Below are 16881 nucleotides of genomic sequence, written 5' to 3' on the forward strand. Positions count from 1 at the left end.
CGGAAGAAGAAGGCGTCGCCCGTTCCGCGCAGAAGTCTGGCGAATATCGCGACCAGAACAATGGAGAAAATCAATCGACCGAACAGGACGACATAGATATCCGCGCCAAGAGCCACCACGATCAGCGTATCTTCGATCAGGCTGTGGCACAGCCCCATGAACTCGACGCGAGAAAGACGTCCCGAGGCTGAATGTGTCCGCGCTGTGCTTCACGGATGATGAGACCTCCACCATAGGACAGTCCCAGCACCAGCCCGACCACGGTCAATGGAGCGGCATTTTTCGATATGCCGAGCAAGCGCAACAAGGGTGAAAGAAGCAGGTTGAGGAAGCGCGTCACATCGAGCGCGTCCATTGTTCTCAGCACAGCCACCAGACCGAGCAGGACGATAAATATCCAGACCAGCGTGGAAGCCGTATCGGCGACGAAGCTGCTCCAGCTTGAATCGTAATGGCCCGGCACCCAGCCCGGTGCAGCCGGTTCTGCCAGCCAGCCGGTACGGCTGGAAATCAGGTTGATCCCCCATGCGAAAACAAGGCCGCCGCCAAGCCGGATCAGGGTCGACACGATCAGGCGCGGACCAGCCTTTTGTACGATACGCTGTTCGATGGGAAGAGCATGAGCGAAGAGGAAAAGCGAACCGAGGATCGTCACCTGAGCTGTGGTGAGTGTGTCGACCGGCAAGACGGCGAACATCACCACTGCCCCGCTCCACACGCCCACCAGCAGGTTCATAGCCCAAACAAAACCGGCTTCAGGCGGCAGCCCCACGAACTGCATGACGGGAGCGAAGGCAGGAGAAATGGCTTTGATCAGGCCCATCTCGATTGCCAGCTGCGTCAGCACCATCACCGGCAACATGATCTTGACCAGCGTCCAGTAGACGCTGATCGCCTCGCGCAGGATAACCATGCCGAATGCTGTCAGTCGCTTTGCCAATCCAGTGGCCATTCCGTCCCCTCCGCTTTTGTCCGGAGCGTGCGACGGATCAGGGTCGATGCTTTCGGCTTTGGCGAGCAGAAAATCAGCCCACGCACGCCGATGCAAGCCATATTGCTTATGTTTCACGCGATTTATCGGGATTAGCGAAAGTCCACGACGATGCCGGTTGCGATAATCAGCAGAACCGTTGCGGCAATGACGGTGTAGACGTAATCACGCTCGCGTAGAAAAAGATACATCGTCAGCGCGACGCGGATGATCGGCAGGAGAATGAATACCGCAATGCCAGCATTCACGATGTCATAGCCGTTCAGTGCAAGCGACGTCGGTTCAATAGAAGTCATAACGACACCAACCGCGATCAAGGCAGAAGCGAACCATGTGCCATACCAAAGAAGCGCTGCAATGATTTTGTCCCGTCGTCCGGCGTCTGCGGTAACTTTCATTTTAAGCCTCCAGAGATCTCTATACCGAAAGCGCTCAGAAGCATCTGGACCGCGAGAACAAGGAGAACCGCGACGAAGAAGACGCGCAGTTTTTCCGCCGGAAGGCTCATCAGCAGGCGAGCGCCGACCAGCGCACCGATGACCGAACCAAGCGCAATCGGTCCCGTGATCCCGATGTCGATGTCACCGCGAACAAAATAGGCGCTTGCGCTTGCAGCAGCCGTCACGCCGATCATGAAATTGGAGGTGGCGGACGAGACCTTGATAGGAAGTTTCAAGGCGGTATCCATCGCCGGGATTTTCAAAACGCCCGAGCCTATCCCCAGAAGGGCCGAGACCAGTCCCGCCCCATACATCAGCGCCATGCCCAGCGGAACATGGCCGACGCGATAATGCACCTCCTGCCCGGATATGTGATCGGGAAAGCTAGAATGCAGCCGCAGGCTTGTGGAGAGGCTTTTCGCATCCGGCACCGCTGCGCCGATTTCGTCGCGCCGCCGTACCAGCATCTGCTTTGCAGAAAGCACCAGAATGGCCGCGAACAACCCATATAGAACCGAAGTCGAAACGATTCCGATCAGAAACACGCCGGTCAGCGCGCCAAGCGTGGTTGCCGTCTCAAGAACGACCGCAAGCCGGACATTGGTCAGCCGTCGCTTCAAAAGCGGAGCCGCGCTGCCGCAAGAACAGGCGATGACTGAAACAATGCTCGCCCCGATAGCGACATGAATGTCGACACCGAAAAACAGCGTAAGCGCCGGCACGATGAAGATGCCGCTTGCCATGCCCAGCACGCCACCAAGCGCACTTGCGCCGAAAGCCGCTATGAACAGCCATAAAGCCAACATTTCACCCCCCGGCTATCTTTGGCCGCGCGGTCGCCGGGCCAGGCGAGTGACAAAGCTGATGAGATCACCGCGATAGTGGAGCTTTTCGTAGTCGATTGCCCGACGCCCCTCGGTGTAGGACGTGCGCTCGATCAGGAAGACGGCGCTGCCGGGCTCGACTGCGAGGGCGTCCGCAACATCTGGCGAAGCAGTGACAGCCTCCAGCCGATACTCCGCCTCGACAAGCGGTAGATCATATTTATCTTCCAGCAGCGTGAAGATCGGCTCGACGTCCAGATCGTGCGTAACAATCTTCTCACCGATTTCGCGCGGCAGATATGTTTCATCCAGAGACATGGCGACGCCGTCGGCAAGCCGAACGCGCCGGATCCGCATGACCAGAGCTCCGGACGGCAGAGCGAGCTGGCGCGCAACGTCTGCATCGGCTGGCACCACCTCCTTGTCGAGCAATCGTGCCGTCGGCGCGCGGCCGAGCGCCTGCATATCTTCGACAAAACCGGTCAGCTCCGTCAATTCCTGCGTGACCTTGGGCTGGGCAACGAAGGTTCCCTTGCCGCGACGAATTTCGACAAGGCCACGCGCGACCAGATTCTCAATGGCCTTGCGAACGGTCGTCCGGCTGACCCTGAAACGTTCGATCAGGCGATCTTCTGGAGGAAGCTGACTGCCAGCAGGCAGAGCACCGGCTGAAATATCGTCCGCCAGCGATGTTTCCACCTTGGCATAGAGCGGAGCATGATCTTCTGCGATTTTCATCAGGATATAGTGACATCATGATGTCATGATGTCAATGAAACTCACCCAACTGAGTGAACCTTTTCATTAGTTGTTTGTTAACCATGCTGGAGGACATCGCCATGCAGTTGATTTTTTGGATTGAGTTAACAGCGATCCTGGCCGTCAGCGCTGTTGTCTTCGGCATTACCTGGATCGAGATCCACAGAAAATGACGCGCTTGTTATTTGCCGATCAGATTTGGCTCTGGTCAGGCGTCATTTTTTCAACGGTCGTAGGCCTGTATCTGCTGTGGAGATTGCCCCATTGATTTCAGTGGGCGCTCCCTGTTACCGCGCAGTATGCTTCAGATAATCCCTTTCAGGCGTAGAAGCCCGAAGGCGGCAATAGTACTCGCATCTTTGATATCGCCGCGAAGGATCATCTCGACGGCTTCCCCGATAGGAAAGCGGCGGCAGATGAGCCCCTGCTCTTCGGCATCGAGACTGGGCTTTCCCATTTTCAGTCCTGTAGCGAGAAAGATATGGCACTTGTTAGCCGCAAACCCGTAGGCTTCGTAAGTCTCTCCGAGATAGACCATCTCCTCAGCGGTCAGCCCGGTTTCCTCTTGCAGTTCTCCACGAGCCAAAGTGAGGGGATCGACGTTCCCCTGCTCCTGCCAAGCCCCTTGCGGAAGCTCCCAGAACCGGCGCCCGACGGGATAGCGGAACTGTTCCACTAAATAGACGCCGTCTTCGTCATCCATTGCGAAAATCATTGCGGCATCGTTTTTCTCGACAACGCCATAAATGCTTTCGCTGCCGTCCGGATAAACAATGCGGTCCTCACGAACCTTCATCCAACGATTTTCGTAGACCCGTCTGGATCCCAGCGTTTTTATTTCCGACATCCAGCCTCCGGTCGAAACCTGCCGCTCACTTTTACAGGCAAGCGTTAAGGCTTTCCCATCGCAACAGACGGTTGAGTTGACGCGCAAACTGCGCCAAGGTGTCGGCCATGATTGATTGGCCACTCATATTTGCCAGCCTGCTAGCTATCGGCGTGGCAGTGTTTCTGATCTACTGTTTTGCAGTGATGATTTTTGCCAAGCCAGACGGCAAGCCCGTCGAGCCGACGACAATCGACACGGTCGATATGCTCCCGTTCATGAATCATGACGCTGATTGATATCCCGGCCTCAAATGCCAGCTGTCTGCACGTCCCGGAATCTGTCCGAGCGCAGCACTACCACGCGAATTTTCCTTGTTCACTGGAAGTTTTGGCATTGAATGCCTCGTTTTCAACGGGGCGACAGTGCTAAAAATGCTCCTAGCAAGAAATAGAATTACTCTTAAAAACAATGCCCGAAACACAACATCACAAGAATGTAATTTAGTACATTTTATAACATCATTATATCATAAACAGACTCCACGATCAGCTCTATATCTTGCCATTGGAGATGCAGACCATGATCCACTCGACATCGAATACAGTCGCCTCAGGCGCACCGGAAGCCGGTGTTCGTGCGTTTGGCAATTCCGGAAGGCTTCAAGAATTGCTTGCCAAAGTCGAAGATGCCAAGCGCAAGGCCAACAACAGCTTGCGACGCGCCCAGTCCGCGCCTGAGCCACATGTAACGACGAACTCCATTTTCGTGTCTCTCTACGAAGAACATCTGCGAGACCGGGAATTGTTGTTTTCATCATTGCGGCAGCTTGATGATATGCGCAAAAATGCGAGTATCTGAGGCGACGCATCCATGAACATGCTTTGCCGTGAAAGAATGACCCAGAATTACGATCAGCCTGAATACGCCGCGCCTTCTGCCGATCTGTCCCGTATGGCTTTGACCGAGGAACTCGTTTCGCTGAGCCTTCGGCTTGAGGTTGATCGCGGCCCTGATCCGAGCCGGGCACCGATCACCGACAATGAGGTCGATGAACTGGCGGAACAGCTCTTTCACGAAGCAGGAGACAACCCGCTCTGGGTTTTCGCCTATGGCTCCCTGATCTGGAAGCCGGATTTCGAGGCGGTGGACTCGCGCGCCGGAACGGCGAGCGGCTGGCACCGTTCATTCTGCCTTCGGCTGACCCGCTGGCGCGCAACGATGGCCCAGCCGGGCCTTATGCTGGCGCTGCGACCGGGCGGCAGCTGCAAGGGTATTGCTTTCCGGCTGTCCGATGAGGACCGCCTTGGACAATTGCGCCGAATGATCCGGCGCGAAATCAGTTCGATTGACGATGCCTATTCCATCCGCTGGGTTTCGATCGACACCGAGGATGGGCCAATACGTGCGCTCGTTTTCTGGGCCGGACCGCGTGGAGACAGGCTTTCGGACAACATGCCCCTGACCTCCGTGGCACAATTGCTTGCGCGCGCCTGCGGGCATATGGGTTCCTGCGCCGAATATCTCTATCTCACCGTCAAGCATCTAGAAGAAAAAGGCATCCGCGACCGCAATCTCTGGGAGTTGCAGCGCCTGGTCGCCGAAGAGATCACCAGTATTTATTGCGGGGATATGCCCACGCAGGGCCTGAAACCAGCCTGAACGGAAAGCTGCACGCTAATCCTGATAGGCCAGACTATCACTGAAATTGCCGCTGAAATTGCGCCCGGCTTCACGGGCGATGTTGGCCACAAGAGTGATCAGGCGCGTCGCTGCGCTTTCGAGATAAATAGCGCTATAGCTCGTCGCCGGGAAAACGGCATTGGTATTCAGCACTTGCAGCTCACCCGTCCGAAGCTCTTTCTGGATCACCACCGGCGGAATGACGGAAATACCGACACCAGCCGAAATCATGTTGATCGTCGTGGTGAGCGAATTGGAATAATGAACGGTCGCGTCTTTCAGGCGCTCTTCCGTGAAATAATTGATGATCTGCTGATAATTATAGGAACCGCTCTCATAGGAAATGAGATTGCAGCCAAGCAGGTCATCGCGTGACAGCATGTCTTCAGCCCCGCCCGGAAACTGATTGCTGCGCGATATCCAGAACATGCCGAAAGTGCATATGTCGACGATGCGCAGGTTGGGCGTAGGCTCGGGCTTGATGGCGAAAACGATGTCGAGTTCCCGCTGCTCCAGCTTCTGCACGATCCCTTTCGATGATGAGGTCGTGATCGAGATGCGTATCTGCGGGTAGCGTTGGCGGACGATATCGAGAATGCCCGGCAATATGGTCATGGCGAGGCTCGGAACGATGCCAATCTTCAGCGTGCCTTCAAGCCCGTTTTGCGGGCTCAGGCCTTCCACCAGATCATGATAACGGCGTACGACATCGCGCGCGCCCTCGACAAAGGCTTCGCCTTCCGCCGTCAGATTGACGTCGCGGGCATCGCGGTCGAAGAGCCGGAACCCCAGTTCCTGCTCCATCGCGCCGATACGATTGGATATCGCCGCCGGGGTCATATTGAGGCGAGCCGCCGTCGCCCGGAAATTACGCAGTTCCGACAACCAGATCACCGTTTCCAGAAAACGGATATTCATGGACGGGCATGTCCCTTCCCATTTCAATCACCCGCGCGTCTGCGTTTCTTGAAGTCCCTTATAGCGCTCCGGGTAACCAGATTCGTCCTTTCCTTCTAAGACACTTGCGAGATGAAAATAAGCAAATAGTCATATTCAATCCCACAAATGATCAGGGCCGGCCGAAACCGGCCCGTATCGGATCAGCTTCCCGCGTGGGCGAGAATTTTCTTGGTTGCGCCAGACACGTCACCGAGCTTGAGGCCGGTTTTCACCGAAGCCTCACGCACCTTGCCCTTGTCTTGTATATCGAGCGCGCGCGAGGCAACCGCATTCACTTCGTCCCGCGGCAGGACCAGAACCCCGCTCTCATCGGCCAGAATGGCATCACCGGGATTGACGACCACACCGCCGCAAGAGACCGGAATGTTGATGCCACCGCCCAGATCATAGAGCCGGGTGGTGATGGGCGAGATACCCCTCGCCCACATCGGAAAATCGGAATCCTCGATTTCCGTCAGGTCCGTGCACGGGCCATCCACGATGCCAGCGACCGCACCCGAGGCCTTCGCAGCGATGGTCACACCGCCGCCCCAGCACGCATAGCGGTCGTCGCCCATCCGATCCACCACCAGAATATCGCCGGGGCGAAGCATTCCGGTTACGTGGTGAAGCAGGGTGGAATCCGGGCCCGGAATGGCGATGGTGACGGCAGTGCCGACCACACGGCGTTTCGGGAGGAGCGGTTGGATGGATCGGTGCATGAAACCGAAGAAGCGCCAGTGTCCGACAGTGGCTGTCTCGACCCCCGACAGAAGCTGGAGGTCACCGGCAGCAACCTGCTCCGGCATGGGATTGATCGTATACATATGAGGCCTCCTATGCGCAGGCTTGCAATTGCTTGCCGATACGGCGATGGCTGACCATGGGGATGAGCGAACGCACACGCTCGATCTGCGCGCGCTCGATGCGCGCCGTCACGAAGCCGACGCCGTCAGACGCGCGCGCCACAACGTGGCCCCACGGATCGCAGACGAGCGAGTGACCATAGGTATGACGCCGTTCGCCATTCGAAACCGTGCTGCCGGTCTGGCCGCAGGCGGCAAAATAGGTCTGGGTTTCGATGGCACGGGCACGCGCCAGCACCTCCCAGTGATCCTTGCCGGTTTGCAGCGTGAATGCGGCGGGAAGCACGATGACATCGGCACCGGCCTTTTCCAGCTCCAGATAAAGTTCGGCAAAGCGGATGTCGTAGCAGATCGCGCAGCCGACCTTGAACCCGTCAAGGTCATAGACGACAACATTCTCGCCCGGCTTGACAGTTGCGGATTCCTTATAGGCCGTTCCGTCCGGCCCGACGATGTCGAACATATGGATCTTGCGATAATGCGCAATCTCCTTGCCTTCGCGATTGAAGACGAAGGTGGAATTGTAGATCCGCTTTTCGTTTGGAACCTTTTCCATCAAGGTTCCGGCATGGACGAAGACCTTGTGCTCGCGAGCAAAGTCCTGCGCCATCTTGTAGGCAGGACCACCGGGAACGCTCTCGGCTGCCGCAAGTTTTTCTTCCGGAGTACCGCCGTAATATTCGAAATATTCGGGCAGCACGATCAGGTCCGGAGAATCCGTGCGCACGGCATCTTCCATCAATCCCCGCGTAATACGCAGGTTCTCTGCCTTGTCGGTCTGCGGGCTCGTTTGGATCAGGCTAATCTTCATTTCTTCCTCCAGCGAATGAGTGGGTATTCAGTTCAGTCAGGCAACCAGGGCTTCGTTTTTCAGCATGTTCACAGTCGAAACCATGCCCTGGCGAAGCGTCATGTTCTGGGTGGCGACGACCAGCATCGCGGCGCCCTCTTCCTGTGCGAAGCGCCGTTCGGCTTCAGTCCAGGCGGGCATGATCCATGGCTTCCCGGCAGCGCGTGCAGCCGCCGCACAGCGGTGCAGATCGGCCTTGTCGTCATGATTGAAAGCGTATGCTCCCCGACCGCGTGCAAGCGCCAGATCCGAAGGGCCGGGAAACAAGCCGTCGACCGTATCGAGCGCGATAATCTTCTCGACGTCGGCAAGACTTTCCGCCGTCTCGACCATGGCGAAGCATTTGGTGCGCTTGTTCTCTTTTTCGAAGGCATCGGTCGCCGGACGGGCATAGCCGAAAATGCGGCCACCCGTATAAGAGCGCGTGCCGACCAGCGGATATTTTGCAGCCTTCGTAACCTGATGCGCATGTTCCACGCCGAGGATATGCGGAACGATGACGCCATCCGATCCGAAGTCCAACGCCTGCTGAATGGCTTCCGGCGTCGGTGCCAGCACCTTCGTCAGGGTAGAGAGACCCTGCGCTTTGGTGAAAGCCAGAAACTGGTCCAGCGTCGACAGGTCGAAGGTTCCGTGTTCAAGTTCGAGAACGAAGGATGAGAAGCCGCAGGTCCGGGCAATTTCGAGATAGCTGAAATGCGGTTGCGACATCCAGAGGGCGATATTTTCCATGCTTGCAGTCACTTTCAGTTGGAAGGTTATTTGCCGATTGTGCGTGACAATCCGAGTGTGCGTTCGATGACGAAGATGATGAGCAGTGTCGCCGCGATCAGCACGACCGAGATGGAAGCGGTCATTGGGTCGGTGCGGCTTTCGACATAGTTGAAGATTTCCACCGGCAGCGTCGTCATACGTGGTCCGGTGATGAAGAGCGAGATCACTACCTCATCGAAGGACAGAAGGAAGGACAGTGCAGCACTTGCAACCAGACCCGGCATCATCAACGGCAGGGTGATGCGACGAAACACGGTGAACGGTGACGCACCCAGCATCGTGGCCGCCTCTTCAACCGATGGCGGCAGTGTCGAGAACGCCGTTATCATGATGCGGATGACGTAAGGGGTCGTCACGATCAGATGGGCGATCACCAGACCGGTGAACGTGCCGAGCAGTTCCAGCCGCACAAAGACCAGCAGAATGGCAAGGCCAAGCACGATGGAAGGCAGAAGCAGCGGCGCGGTAAAGAGGTTCAGCACCGCTTCGCGTCCACGGAACTGATAACGGCGGATGGCATAGGCCGCCGGGATACCTGCCAGAAGCGACAGGACGGTGACAACCGATGCAATGCCGAGGCTGATCCAGAACGCCTGAATGAGCGTTTCATGATGCAGCATTTCCGCATACCACCGCACACCCCAGCTCTGCGGCGGAAAAGTAAGATAGTTGTCGTTGCTGAACGATAGCGGCACGACGACCAGAATGGGGGCCAGCAGGAACAGATAGAGCAGACCGACCAGAAGGCGGAATGGCAATGAAGTTGAACCAATCATCTCGTTTCTCCTTTGCCAATCAGTCGATGCGACGTGCGATGCGGGAATAGACCATCAAAGCGAGACCGAAGATGATCAGGACAATGACGGAGGTTGCGGCGGCTCGCGGCCATTCAAGCTGGATCACAGCCTGGTCGTAGATTTCCGTCGCCAGCAGGAACACGCGCCCGCCACCAAGCAATTTCGGTGTGATGAAGGAGCTGATTGCCAGCACGAAGCAAAGCAGGCAGCCAAGTGCGATGCCCGGCAAGGTGAGTGGCAGGATGATCCGGCGAAACCGCGTGAAGGCATTGGCGCCGAGGGATGCTGCAGCTTCCTCAAGCGAGGCGTTCAGGCGCCCGAAACCGGCAATCAACGACAGCGCCATATAGGGGATCAGGATTTCCACCATCCCGATGAATACGCCGAGCGTATTGTTGACGAGCCTGATGGGGGAGGAAATGATGCCGAGGTTCATCAAGGCTCCATTGACAAGTCCCTGATCGCCGAGAAGCACCATCCAGCCATAGGTGCGCACCACGCTGCTGACGAGCAGCGGCGAGACCGTCACCACGAAAAGGAAGTTGCGCCAGACCGGCGAAACACGATGCAAGAAAAGCGCAATCGGATAGGCACAGATAAGCGTTGCCAACGTGATGAACGCGCTCAGCCAGAGCGAGTTGAACACCAGACCCCAATTGAAACTGTCGGTGAAGAAATTGATATAATTCTCGAACGTATAGCGGTCTGTCAGGACACCGCCGCTCTCGCTCTGCAGGAAGGATATCTGCGCCAGATGGGCAACCGGCGCAATGAAGGCAATGAGATTGATCAAGGCCATCGGCAGAAGAAGCGCAACGGCAACGAGGCTGTAGCGTCTGCGCCTTGATGACTTTGCCGGGATGATGTCGGTCGATGTGATCGCTGTCATGACATCAGCTCCCGAAAACCAGCATGTCTTCCGGTTTCCATTCGCACAGCAGTCGGTCGCCGGTATGGAATGCATGTCCTGCACTGGCGGTTGGCACTTCTACTTTCAGGCAGGCGCCCTCAATCTCGATGTCATATTGAACGATGTCACCGATATAGGTCGTGCGCTCGACCACGCCGTGGGCGCTGTTGGTTACGACACTGACAAGATTGCGATCGCGGTTGGGCGTGAGATTGATGCGATGCGGACGAATGGCGATCTGCCCTGACCCGCGTGACTTTCCATGCGTGTTGCAGCGATAGGTGCCGCTGCCCAGACGGCAGACATTTTCGTCAACGATCTCGCAATTGTGGACATTGGCGCGTCCGACAAATTTGGCCACAAACAGGGAGGATGGCTTCTCATAGATTTCTTCCGGCGAACCGAGCTGTGCCAGCTTGCCGCTATCCATCACGCCGACGACGTCGCACATTGTCAGTGCTTCGACCTGATCATGCGTGACGAAAACCGTCGTGATGTCGAGGCGCTTCTGAATCTCGCGGATTTCGATCCGCATGTCGTCGCGCAGCTTCGCATCCAGATTGGACAGGGGCTCATCCAGCAGAAGAATGCGCGGACGGATGACCAGCGCGCGCGCCAGCGCCACGCGCTGCTGCTGACCACCGGACATCTCCTTGGGCTTGCGCGAACCGTAGCCGGGAAGCCGTACCATTTCGAGTGCTTCTTCAACGCGCTTCTTTGCTTCGGCCTTGCCGACCTTGCGCATATCGAGACCGAAAGCGACATTTTCGGCCACGGTCATGTGTGGGAACAAGGCGTAGTTCTGGAAAACCAGGCCGATATCGCGCTGATGGGGCGGCCTGTGCGAAATATCGTTGCCATCAATCAGGATGTTGCCGTCCGAGATCGAGGCGAGACCTGCAATCATGCGCAAAGTCGTCGTCTTTCCGCAACCGGATGGACCGAGGAGGCCGAGCAGTTTTCCGCGCGGCAGATCGAGATGAAGATCGTCCACTGCCCGGTAGTTGTTACCGTAAAGCTTGGTGAGGGCCTTCAACTGTAGAAATGAGCTTTCTGCTACCATATCGAAACCTGTGAGGGGTCGTTGCCGCCCCGGAGAAACGAGGCGGAAGCGTGAATTTCAGGGTGAGGTAGAGTTTTAACGACCAGCCGGAATGATCTGACGACGCCAGGGATTGAGCAGCTTGTCGCGCATATCGCCAATGGTCATCCAGTTGACCGGAATGAGCTTTTCGCGTTGAGCCGCATCCATGTACGGAATGCGCTTCTTCGTTTCGTCGTTCACGTCCGCTTTCGTGTTCGATGGCGCATAGAACATGATCTCGGCGAACCGGGCCTGCGTCTCGGGACTTATCGCATAGTCGATGAATGTCTTGGTTGCATCCATGTTTTTGCCGTTGGCAATCGCACTGATGACATTCACTTGCGCAGCCGTGCCTTCCTTCGGGCCGACCGACTGAAGCGTTCCGCCGGTCTGGTCGAAGTAGAACTGGGCGCGGGCATTATAGCCGATGGACAAGGTCGCAGTGCCGTTTGCAACCAGCGTATAGGCATCGGGCTTCGGTTCCCACGTCTGCACGGCAGGCGCCAGCTCCACCAGCTTGTCGACGCCCGGCTTCACAGTCTTCGTATAGTCGTCTTCACCAGCGAGACGGTTCGCGATGATCGTAAGCAGGATGGCTTGAATATCGCCGCCGCCCTGTGCCGGGATGATAACCTTGCCGCTTTGCTGCTTGTCCCAGAGCGCTTCCCAGCTATCCGGTGCATCTTGCGCAAATGCATCGTTGTTATAAAGAAGCGAAAGCGTGTCATATGTGATCGGAATTGCAGCGCCTGCGAGTTCCTTGCCGAGGTCGGCGATATCCGCATAATTTTTGAGCGATGCCGGATCGAGCTTCTCGACCAGCCCTTCCTCATCGGCGATCTTGGCGACCGAAAGGTCATAGATGACCGCATCCGTCTGGGGAGAGGACTTCTGGGCGCGCATGTTGCCGAGCGATGTCGCTGCATTCTGCACACCGTAATAGGTGACCTTGATGTCGGGATGTTCCTTCTGGAACGGCTCGATGACGGCCTTGACGTAATTGTCCTGGAATGCGCCGCGATAACCCATCACCGTAATTTCAGCAGCATTGGCTGCGAAAACAGTCATTGCCGAAACACTCAACGCTAAACTTGCCAGAAAAGCCGATTTTCTGTTGATCGAACGTGCCATCAGTCACTCCCCTTTTGTTTGAAGGTAAGGTGAAGAATGGTGGTCGGAGCGTCCAACGACTTATTCTGTCCGCCTGTTCGATTTTGCTTTATGCCTTTGAATTTCCGGGGTTTCCGGGCTTGAGTGACAGGTGACAAGACTGGGATTACGCACCCAGCATTTCAGGCGTGATGAAATTCTAATCTGTTGCCTGTTTTTTGAGCAGACATTTTCCGCTTTCCGTTGTGCAAATCTTGCCCGCTTTATCGCTTGCGCCTGTGCCGCCGTGGAAATGCGTCAAATTTGAAACTGGCACGGTCCTTGCTTCTATTAAATCGAACACCGAGCCGCGCGACACCGCATGACTTGTGGTGATCGATCAACCGAGGATGACAGAGAGACTAGCGATGACCAAGTACAAGCTCGAATACATTTGGCTCGATGGATGCACGCCAGCAGCGAACCTGCGCGGCAAGACGCAGATCAAGGAATTCGATGCTTTTCCGACACTTGAACAACTGCCGCTCTGGGGCTTCGATGGCTCATCGACGATGCAGGCCGAAGGTCGCAGCTCCGATTGCGTCTTGAAGCCGGTCGCGATCTATCCCGATCCCGCACGCAAGAACGGCGTTCTGGTGATGTGTGAAGTCATGATGCCGGATGGCATCACGCCGCATCCATCCAACAGCCGCGCAACCGTCCTTGAAGACGATGATGCATGGTTCGGTTTCGAGCAGGAATACTTCTTCTACAAGGATGGCCGTCCGCTCGGCTTCCCGGAACAGGGTTTCCCTGCCCCGCAGGGTCCATATTACACCGGCGTCGGCTACAAGAATGTCGGCTCCATCGCCCGCAAGATCGTTGAGGAGCATCTCGATCTCTGCCTCGATGCCGGTATCAATCACGAAGGCATCAATGCTGAAGTGGCCAAGGGCCAGTGGGAATTCCAGATTTTCGGCAAGGGCTCCAAGAACGCCGCCGACCAGATCTGGATGGCCCGTTATCTCCTGCTTCGCCTCTGCGAACAGTACGAAATCGATATCGAATTCCATTGCAAGCCGCTCGGCGATACCGACTGGAACGGCTCGGGCATGCACTGCAACTTCTCGACCAAGTATATGCGTGAAGTGGGCGGCAAGGACTATTTCGAAGCGCTCATGGCTCAGTTCGACAAGAACCTGCAGGACCATATCGACGTTTACGGCCCGGACAACCACATGCGCCTGACCGGCAAGCATGAAACCGCCCCATGGAACAAGTTCTCCTACGGCGTTGCTGACCGTGGCGCTTCGATCCGCGTCCCACACGCATTCGTCAGAGATGGATATCGCGGTTATCTGGAAGATCGCCGCCCGAACTCGCAGGGCTGCCCATACCAGATCGCTTCGCAGGTTCTAAAGACGATTTCTGAAGTCCCGACCTCAGAAGACGAAGCACTCGCTGCTTAATTTTTGGACGAACGGCCTGCTTGAGGATTTCAGCAGGCCGTTCGGCTTTATTCTCGCGAACCTGCAGACAACAAAAAAGGCCGGGGCGAAAACGCACCGACCTTCCTCATCATCGCTTTCCTACCAGTGCCAGTACATCCGTGGTCAAAAGCATCAAGCGATGAAGGCTTTGCGAGCAACAGACGCGTTCCAGCGCTCTTAAGCAATGCCTATGACAGCCATATAGGTGCACATCTTGTTCAAAACAAGGTCATGCAACAATTTCTATAAATTAGTTTGATGCCTCGACCTGTCGTCGCGCCAGCAGATACGCGACGACAATTCCGGCACCTATCGCATAGGCCAGAACATCCAGCCAATCCGGCGTCGCTCCGAGAATAATACGCAGGGCCGGATTTCCGATCACGACATCGAACTGTTTTGCGAGGTATTGACCGAACTCCACCGCGACCCCAGTCAGAAACGCGATCAAAGCCAACAGCAGGCGATTTCCTTCAATGAAGATTCTAAGCACCGCATAAACAAAGATGACGGCAATCACATCCCCGACAAAGCTTCTGATCCAGCCCAATCCTGCGCCCATTGTCGCCAATAGGGCAAGAAGCACCAGAAGTATCAATGTAGAGCATAATGCCGATCGCGAGAATTTAAGCTGCACAAGATTTTCCTGCGGGGAGATGGGTCACAGCCTAATCCAGCTTTTTCCCTTCCCGCGCAAGGCCAAAGCACCTGAAATTGGTAGGCAACTTGTTACTGCGATGGCACAAAGTGCCATCGCAGTCCCTTTCAACGCTGTTGCTATAAGGCCTCATGCCACGTTCAGAATGCTTTCGGGTGCAAAAGCTTCATAACCGAGCGCTTCTGCAACCGCCTTGTTGGTGATGCGCCCCTTGTAAACGTTCAGACCGTTGCGCAGATGCTTGTCCTCGGCAATTGCCCTCAGACCACGGTCGGCAAGCGCCAGTCCGTAATGAAGGGTGGCATTATTGAGGGCATGAGCTGAGGTTACTGGAACTGCGCCCGGCATATTGGCCACGCAGTAATGGACGATCCCGTCCACTTCGTAAGTGGGATCGGAATGCGTCGTGGCATGGGAGGTCTCGAAACAGCCGCCCTGATCGATGGCCACGTCCACGATGACCGCACCTTTCTTCATGCCGGACAACATTTCGTGGGTAACAAGTTTCGGCGCCGCGGCACCGGGGATTAGCACTGCGCCGATGACGAGGTCAGCAGAGAAGACTTCGTCTTCAAGCGCCTGAATGCTGGAGTAGCGCGTGTGAACGCGACCGCCGAATATATCGTCGAGTTGGCGCAGACGCGGCAGCGAGCGATCCAGAATGGATACGTCGGCGCCGAGGCCCACTGCCATTCTGGCTGCATGAAGTCCGACGACGCCACCGCCGATGATCGTGACTTTTGCCGGCAACACGCCAGGCACACCACCCAGCAGAATGCCGAGGCCGCCATTGGCTTTCTGGAGTGCCGTCGCACCAGCCTGTATCGACAGACGACCAGCCACTTCCGACATCGGGGCGAGCAGCGGCAGCCCACCGCGATCATCCGTTACCGTTTCATAGGCAATTGCCGTCGCGCCGGAAGCGAGCAGACCCTTGGTCTGTTCCGGGTCGGGGGCGAGATGGAGATAGGTGTAGAGAAGCTGGCCTTCGCGGAGCTGCGCCCATTCGGCAGGCTGCGGCTCCTTGACCTTCACGATCATATCGCACTTCTCGAAAATGTCTTTCGCAGACGCGGCAATTTTCGCGCCAGCGGCGATGTAGCTGGCATCATCGGCACCGATACCGGCACCTGCCTTTGTTTCAATCCAGACTTCGTGGCCATGAGCCACATATTCACGAACCGCGGCGGGGGTGAGTCCGACACGATATTCATGGTTCTTGATTTCCTTCGGGCAACCGACACGCATAAGCGTTCCTCTCATTTTTTGCCCACTTGCCGTGGGTCGTTGTCGATCCCAAAATGAGAACACCTGCGGCTCGCAATGTCCTTGCAAAGAAGATTTGCCCGCCCTGTCTTTTTGGTGAATTATTGCGCCGATGACCCTCTTTTTCGAAGGTTCTTCGAATGAGCAATCTTGATCCTATCGATCTTGCAATTCTCAGGACATTGCAGGCCGATGCCCGTATCACCAATGCAGAACTTGCGGAGAAGGTTGGATTGTCGCCTTCAGCCTGTTCGCGCCGCCTCGATATTCTTGAAAAGAGTGGTGTGATTGCGGGCTATCATGCCCGCCTCTCCCAGAAGGCGCTCGAATACCGGATGATTGCGATTGTCCATATTTCGCTTTCGGGGCAATTCGCAAAGACGCTGGCCGAATTCGAGGCGGCGGTAAAACGCTGCCCCAACGTGCTGGTCTGCTACCTTATGTCGGGCGAATATGATTATATTCTGCGCGTTGCAGCCCGCGATCTTGAGGATTACGAGCGCATCCATCGCGACTGGCTCTCGGCCCTGCCGCACGTGGTGAAGATCAATTCCAGTTTTGCCCTGCGTGAAATCATCGACAGACCGAATGTCGGCCTCTAACTACTTATTCTGACGCGAATTTCATCCGAAAAC

20 protein-coding genes are annotated in these 16881 nt (G+C 56.3%); 5 read left to right on the forward strand and 15 right to left on the reverse strand.

Translation table 11 applies throughout. From position 1 onward, the window contains the following. Positions 1 to 136: 136 nt before the first annotated feature. The 5 genes from AAE521_RS25035 to AAE521_RS25055 all read right to left on the reverse strand — a co-directional run bounded on the left by AAE521_RS25035 (position 137) and on the right by AAE521_RS25055 (position 3861). On the reverse strand, positions 137 to 952 hold the full coding sequence (locus AAE521_RS25035) for a nucleoside recognition protein (RefSeq protein ID WP_342062855.1): 816 nt from the start codon (positions 950 to 952) through the stop codon (positions 137 to 139). Positions 953 to 1083: 131 nt separating this feature from the next. Then, positions 1084 to 1389: a DUF1634 domain-containing protein gene (locus tag AAE521_RS25040; RefSeq protein WP_071634283.1), complete on the reverse strand. Its 306-nt coding sequence runs from the start codon at positions 1387 to 1389 to the stop codon at positions 1084 to 1086. Continuing rightward, positions 1386 to 2237: a sulfite exporter TauE/SafE family protein gene (locus tag AAE521_RS25045; RefSeq protein WP_342062856.1), complete on the reverse strand. Its 852-nt coding sequence runs from the start codon at positions 2235 to 2237 to the stop codon at positions 1386 to 1388. Before AAE521_RS25045 ends, AAE521_RS25040 begins: the two co-directional genes overlap by 4 nt. 12 nt (positions 2238 to 2249) lie before the next feature. After that, the gene (locus AAE521_RS25050) at positions 2250 to 2993 is read right to left on the reverse strand and encodes a GntR family transcriptional regulator (protein ID WP_342062857.1); all 744 of its coding nucleotides are present in this window, start codon (positions 2991 to 2993) and stop codon (positions 2250 to 2252) included. 325 nt (positions 2994 to 3318) lie between these two features. Next, on the reverse strand, positions 3319 to 3861 hold the full coding sequence (locus AAE521_RS25055) for an NUDIX domain-containing protein (RefSeq protein ID WP_342062858.1): 543 nt from the start codon (positions 3859 to 3861) through the stop codon (positions 3319 to 3321). 107 nt (positions 3862 to 3968) lie between these two features. Here AAE521_RS25055 and AAE521_RS25060 point away from each other — a divergent pair, with 107 nt between their 5' ends. The 3 genes from AAE521_RS25060 (at position 3969) to AAE521_RS25070 (ending at position 5502) form a co-directional block, all read left to right on the forward strand. Beyond that, positions 3969 to 4139, forward strand: a complete 171-nt coding sequence (locus tag AAE521_RS25060; protein ID WP_155243286.1) for a hypothetical protein — start codon at positions 3969 to 3971, stop codon at positions 4137 to 4139. Between the two features lie 283 nt (positions 4140 to 4422). Beyond that, complete coding sequence (locus tag AAE521_RS25065; RefSeq protein WP_010659332.1) at positions 4423 to 4701, forward strand: hypothetical protein; 279 nt, start codon at positions 4423 to 4425, stop codon at positions 4699 to 4701. Positions 4702 to 4737: 36 nt separating this feature from the next. Beyond that, positions 4738 to 5502: a gamma-glutamylcyclotransferase gene (locus tag AAE521_RS25070; RefSeq protein WP_235817748.1), complete on the forward strand. Its 765-nt coding sequence runs from the start codon at positions 4738 to 4740 to the stop codon at positions 5500 to 5502. Between the two features lie 15 nt (positions 5503 to 5517). Here the strand turns inward: AAE521_RS25070 and AAE521_RS25075 are convergent, their stop codons facing one another. From AAE521_RS25075 to AAE521_RS25110, 8 genes are all read right to left on the reverse strand, one after another. After that, the gene (locus tag AAE521_RS25075) at positions 5518 to 6441 is read right to left on the reverse strand and encodes a LysR family transcriptional regulator (protein WP_071634271.1); all 924 of its coding nucleotides are present in this window, start codon (positions 6439 to 6441) and stop codon (positions 5518 to 5520) included. A 182-nt stretch (positions 6442 to 6623) separates the two neighbouring features. Continuing rightward, positions 6624 to 7289 (reverse strand): RraA family protein, encoded by a 666-nt coding sequence (locus tag AAE521_RS25080; protein ID WP_010659335.1) that lies wholly within the window; start codon positions 7287 to 7289, stop codon positions 6624 to 6626. A gap of 10 nt (positions 7290 to 7299) precedes the next feature. Further along, positions 7300 to 8139 (reverse strand): carbon-nitrogen hydrolase family protein, encoded by an 840-nt coding sequence (locus AAE521_RS25085; RefSeq protein ID WP_029929986.1) that lies wholly within the window; start codon positions 8137 to 8139, stop codon positions 7300 to 7302. A 36-nt stretch (positions 8140 to 8175) separates the two neighbouring features. Beyond that, positions 8176 to 8910 (reverse strand): HpcH/HpaI aldolase family protein, encoded by a 735-nt coding sequence (locus AAE521_RS25090; RefSeq protein ID WP_071634269.1) that lies wholly within the window; start codon positions 8908 to 8910, stop codon positions 8176 to 8178. Positions 8911 to 8936: 26 nt separating this feature from the next. Beyond that, positions 8937 to 9728, reverse strand: a complete 792-nt coding sequence (locus AAE521_RS25095; RefSeq protein WP_006470062.1) for an ABC transporter permease — start codon at positions 9726 to 9728, stop codon at positions 8937 to 8939. 19 nt (positions 9729 to 9747) lie between these two features. Then, positions 9748 to 10638, reverse strand: coding sequence for an ABC transporter permease (locus AAE521_RS25100; protein WP_010659338.1), 891 nt, complete (start codon positions 10636 to 10638; stop codon positions 9748 to 9750). A gap of 4 nt (positions 10639 to 10642) precedes the next feature. After that, on the reverse strand, positions 10643 to 11722 hold the full coding sequence (locus AAE521_RS25105) for an ABC transporter ATP-binding protein (protein WP_012093472.1): 1080 nt from the start codon (positions 11720 to 11722) through the stop codon (positions 10643 to 10645). Between the two features lie 75 nt (positions 11723 to 11797). Continuing rightward, complete coding sequence (locus AAE521_RS25110; protein ID WP_342062859.1) at positions 11798 to 12874, reverse strand: extracellular solute-binding protein; 1077 nt, start codon at positions 12872 to 12874, stop codon at positions 11798 to 11800. 386 nt (positions 12875 to 13260) lie between these two features. Here AAE521_RS25110 and AAE521_RS25115 point away from each other — a divergent pair, with 386 nt between their 5' ends. Beyond that, complete coding sequence (locus AAE521_RS25115) at positions 13261 to 14301, forward strand: glutamine synthetase beta-grasp domain-containing protein (RefSeq protein ID WP_071634265.1); 1041 nt, start codon at positions 13261 to 13263, stop codon at positions 14299 to 14301. A gap of 271 nt (positions 14302 to 14572) precedes the next feature. Here AAE521_RS25115 and AAE521_RS25120 read toward each other — a convergent pair whose 3' ends face one another. Continuing rightward, entirely contained in the window at positions 14573 to 14959 is a 387-nt protein-coding gene (locus AAE521_RS25120) for a ribosomal maturation YjgA family protein (protein ID WP_071634263.1), read from the reverse strand. Positions 14960 to 15109: 150 nt separating this feature from the next. After that, on the reverse strand, positions 15110 to 16228 hold the full coding sequence (ald, locus tag AAE521_RS25125) for an alanine dehydrogenase (protein WP_071634261.1): 1119 nt from the start codon (positions 16226 to 16228) through the stop codon (positions 15110 to 15112). 158 nt (positions 16229 to 16386) lie between these two features. Between ald and AAE521_RS25130 the strand changes: the two genes are divergently transcribed. Further along, positions 16387 to 16848 (forward strand): Lrp/AsnC family transcriptional regulator, encoded by a 462-nt coding sequence (locus tag AAE521_RS25130; protein WP_342062860.1) that lies wholly within the window; start codon positions 16387 to 16389, stop codon positions 16846 to 16848. The last annotated feature ends 33 nt before the right edge of the window (positions 16849 to 16881 follow it).

The organism is Brucella cytisi, assembly GCF_038433355.1.
Taxonomy (GTDB): domain Bacteria; phylum Pseudomonadota; class Alphaproteobacteria; order Rhizobiales; family Rhizobiaceae; genus Brucella; species Brucella cytisi.

Excerpts from the sequence above, each read along its gene's own strand:
- AAE521_RS25035 (WP_342062855.1), bottom strand. The coding sequence starts at position 952 with ATGGCCACTGGATTGGCAAAGCGACTGACAGCATTCGGCATGGTTATC.
- AAE521_RS25040 (WP_071634283.1), bottom strand. The coding sequence starts at position 1,389 with ATGAAAGTTACCGCAGACGCCGGACGACGGGACAAAATCATTGCAGCG.
- AAE521_RS25045 (WP_342062856.1), bottom strand. The coding sequence starts at position 2,237 with ATGTTGGCTTTATGGCTGTTCATAGCGGCTTTCGGCGCAAGTGCGCTT.
- AAE521_RS25050 (WP_342062857.1), bottom strand. The coding sequence starts at position 2,993 with ATGAAAATCGCAGAAGATCATGCTCCGCTCTATGCCAAGGTGGAAACA.
- AAE521_RS25055 (WP_342062858.1), bottom strand. The coding sequence starts at position 3,861 with ATGTCGGAAATAAAAACGCTGGGATCCAGACGGGTCTACGAAAATCGT.
- AAE521_RS25060 (WP_155243286.1), top strand. The coding sequence starts at position 3,969 with ATGATTGATTGGCCACTCATATTTGCCAGCCTGCTAGCTATCGGCGTG.
- AAE521_RS25065 (WP_010659332.1), top strand. The coding sequence starts at position 4,423 with ATGATCCACTCGACATCGAATACAGTCGCCTCAGGCGCACCGGAAGCC.
- AAE521_RS25070 (WP_235817748.1), top strand. The coding sequence starts at position 4,738 with ATGACCCAGAATTACGATCAGCCTGAATACGCCGCGCCTTCTGCCGAT.
- AAE521_RS25075 (WP_071634271.1), bottom strand. The coding sequence starts at position 6,441 with ATGAATATCCGTTTTCTGGAAACGGTGATCTGGTTGTCGGAACTGCGT.
- AAE521_RS25080 (WP_010659335.1), bottom strand. The coding sequence starts at position 7,289 with ATGTATACGATCAATCCCATGCCGGAGCAGGTTGCTGCCGGTGACCTC.
- AAE521_RS25085 (WP_029929986.1), bottom strand. The coding sequence starts at position 8,139 with ATGAAGATTAGCCTGATCCAAACGAGCCCGCAGACCGACAAGGCAGAG.
- AAE521_RS25090 (WP_071634269.1), bottom strand. The coding sequence starts at position 8,910 with ATGGAAAATATCGCCCTCTGGATGTCGCAACCGCATTTCAGCTATCTC.
- AAE521_RS25095 (WP_006470062.1), bottom strand. The coding sequence starts at position 9,728 with ATGATTGGTTCAACTTCATTGCCATTCCGCCTTCTGGTCGGTCTGCTC.
- AAE521_RS25100 (WP_010659338.1), bottom strand. The coding sequence starts at position 10,638 with ATGACAGCGATCACATCGACCGACATCATCCCGGCAAAGTCATCAAGG.
- AAE521_RS25105 (WP_012093472.1), bottom strand. The coding sequence starts at position 11,722 with ATGGTAGCAGAAAGCTCATTTCTACAGTTGAAGGCCCTCACCAAGCTT.
- AAE521_RS25110 (WP_342062859.1), bottom strand. The coding sequence starts at position 12,874 with ATGGCACGTTCGATCAACAGAAAATCGGCTTTTCTGGCAAGTTTAGCG.
- AAE521_RS25115 (WP_071634265.1), top strand. The coding sequence starts at position 13,261 with ATGACCAAGTACAAGCTCGAATACATTTGGCTCGATGGATGCACGCCA.
- ald (WP_071634261.1), bottom strand. The coding sequence starts at position 16,228 with ATGCGTGTCGGTTGCCCGAAGGAAATCAAGAACCATGAATATCGTGTC.
- AAE521_RS25130 (WP_342062860.1), top strand. The coding sequence starts at position 16,387 with ATGAGCAATCTTGATCCTATCGATCTTGCAATTCTCAGGACATTGCAG.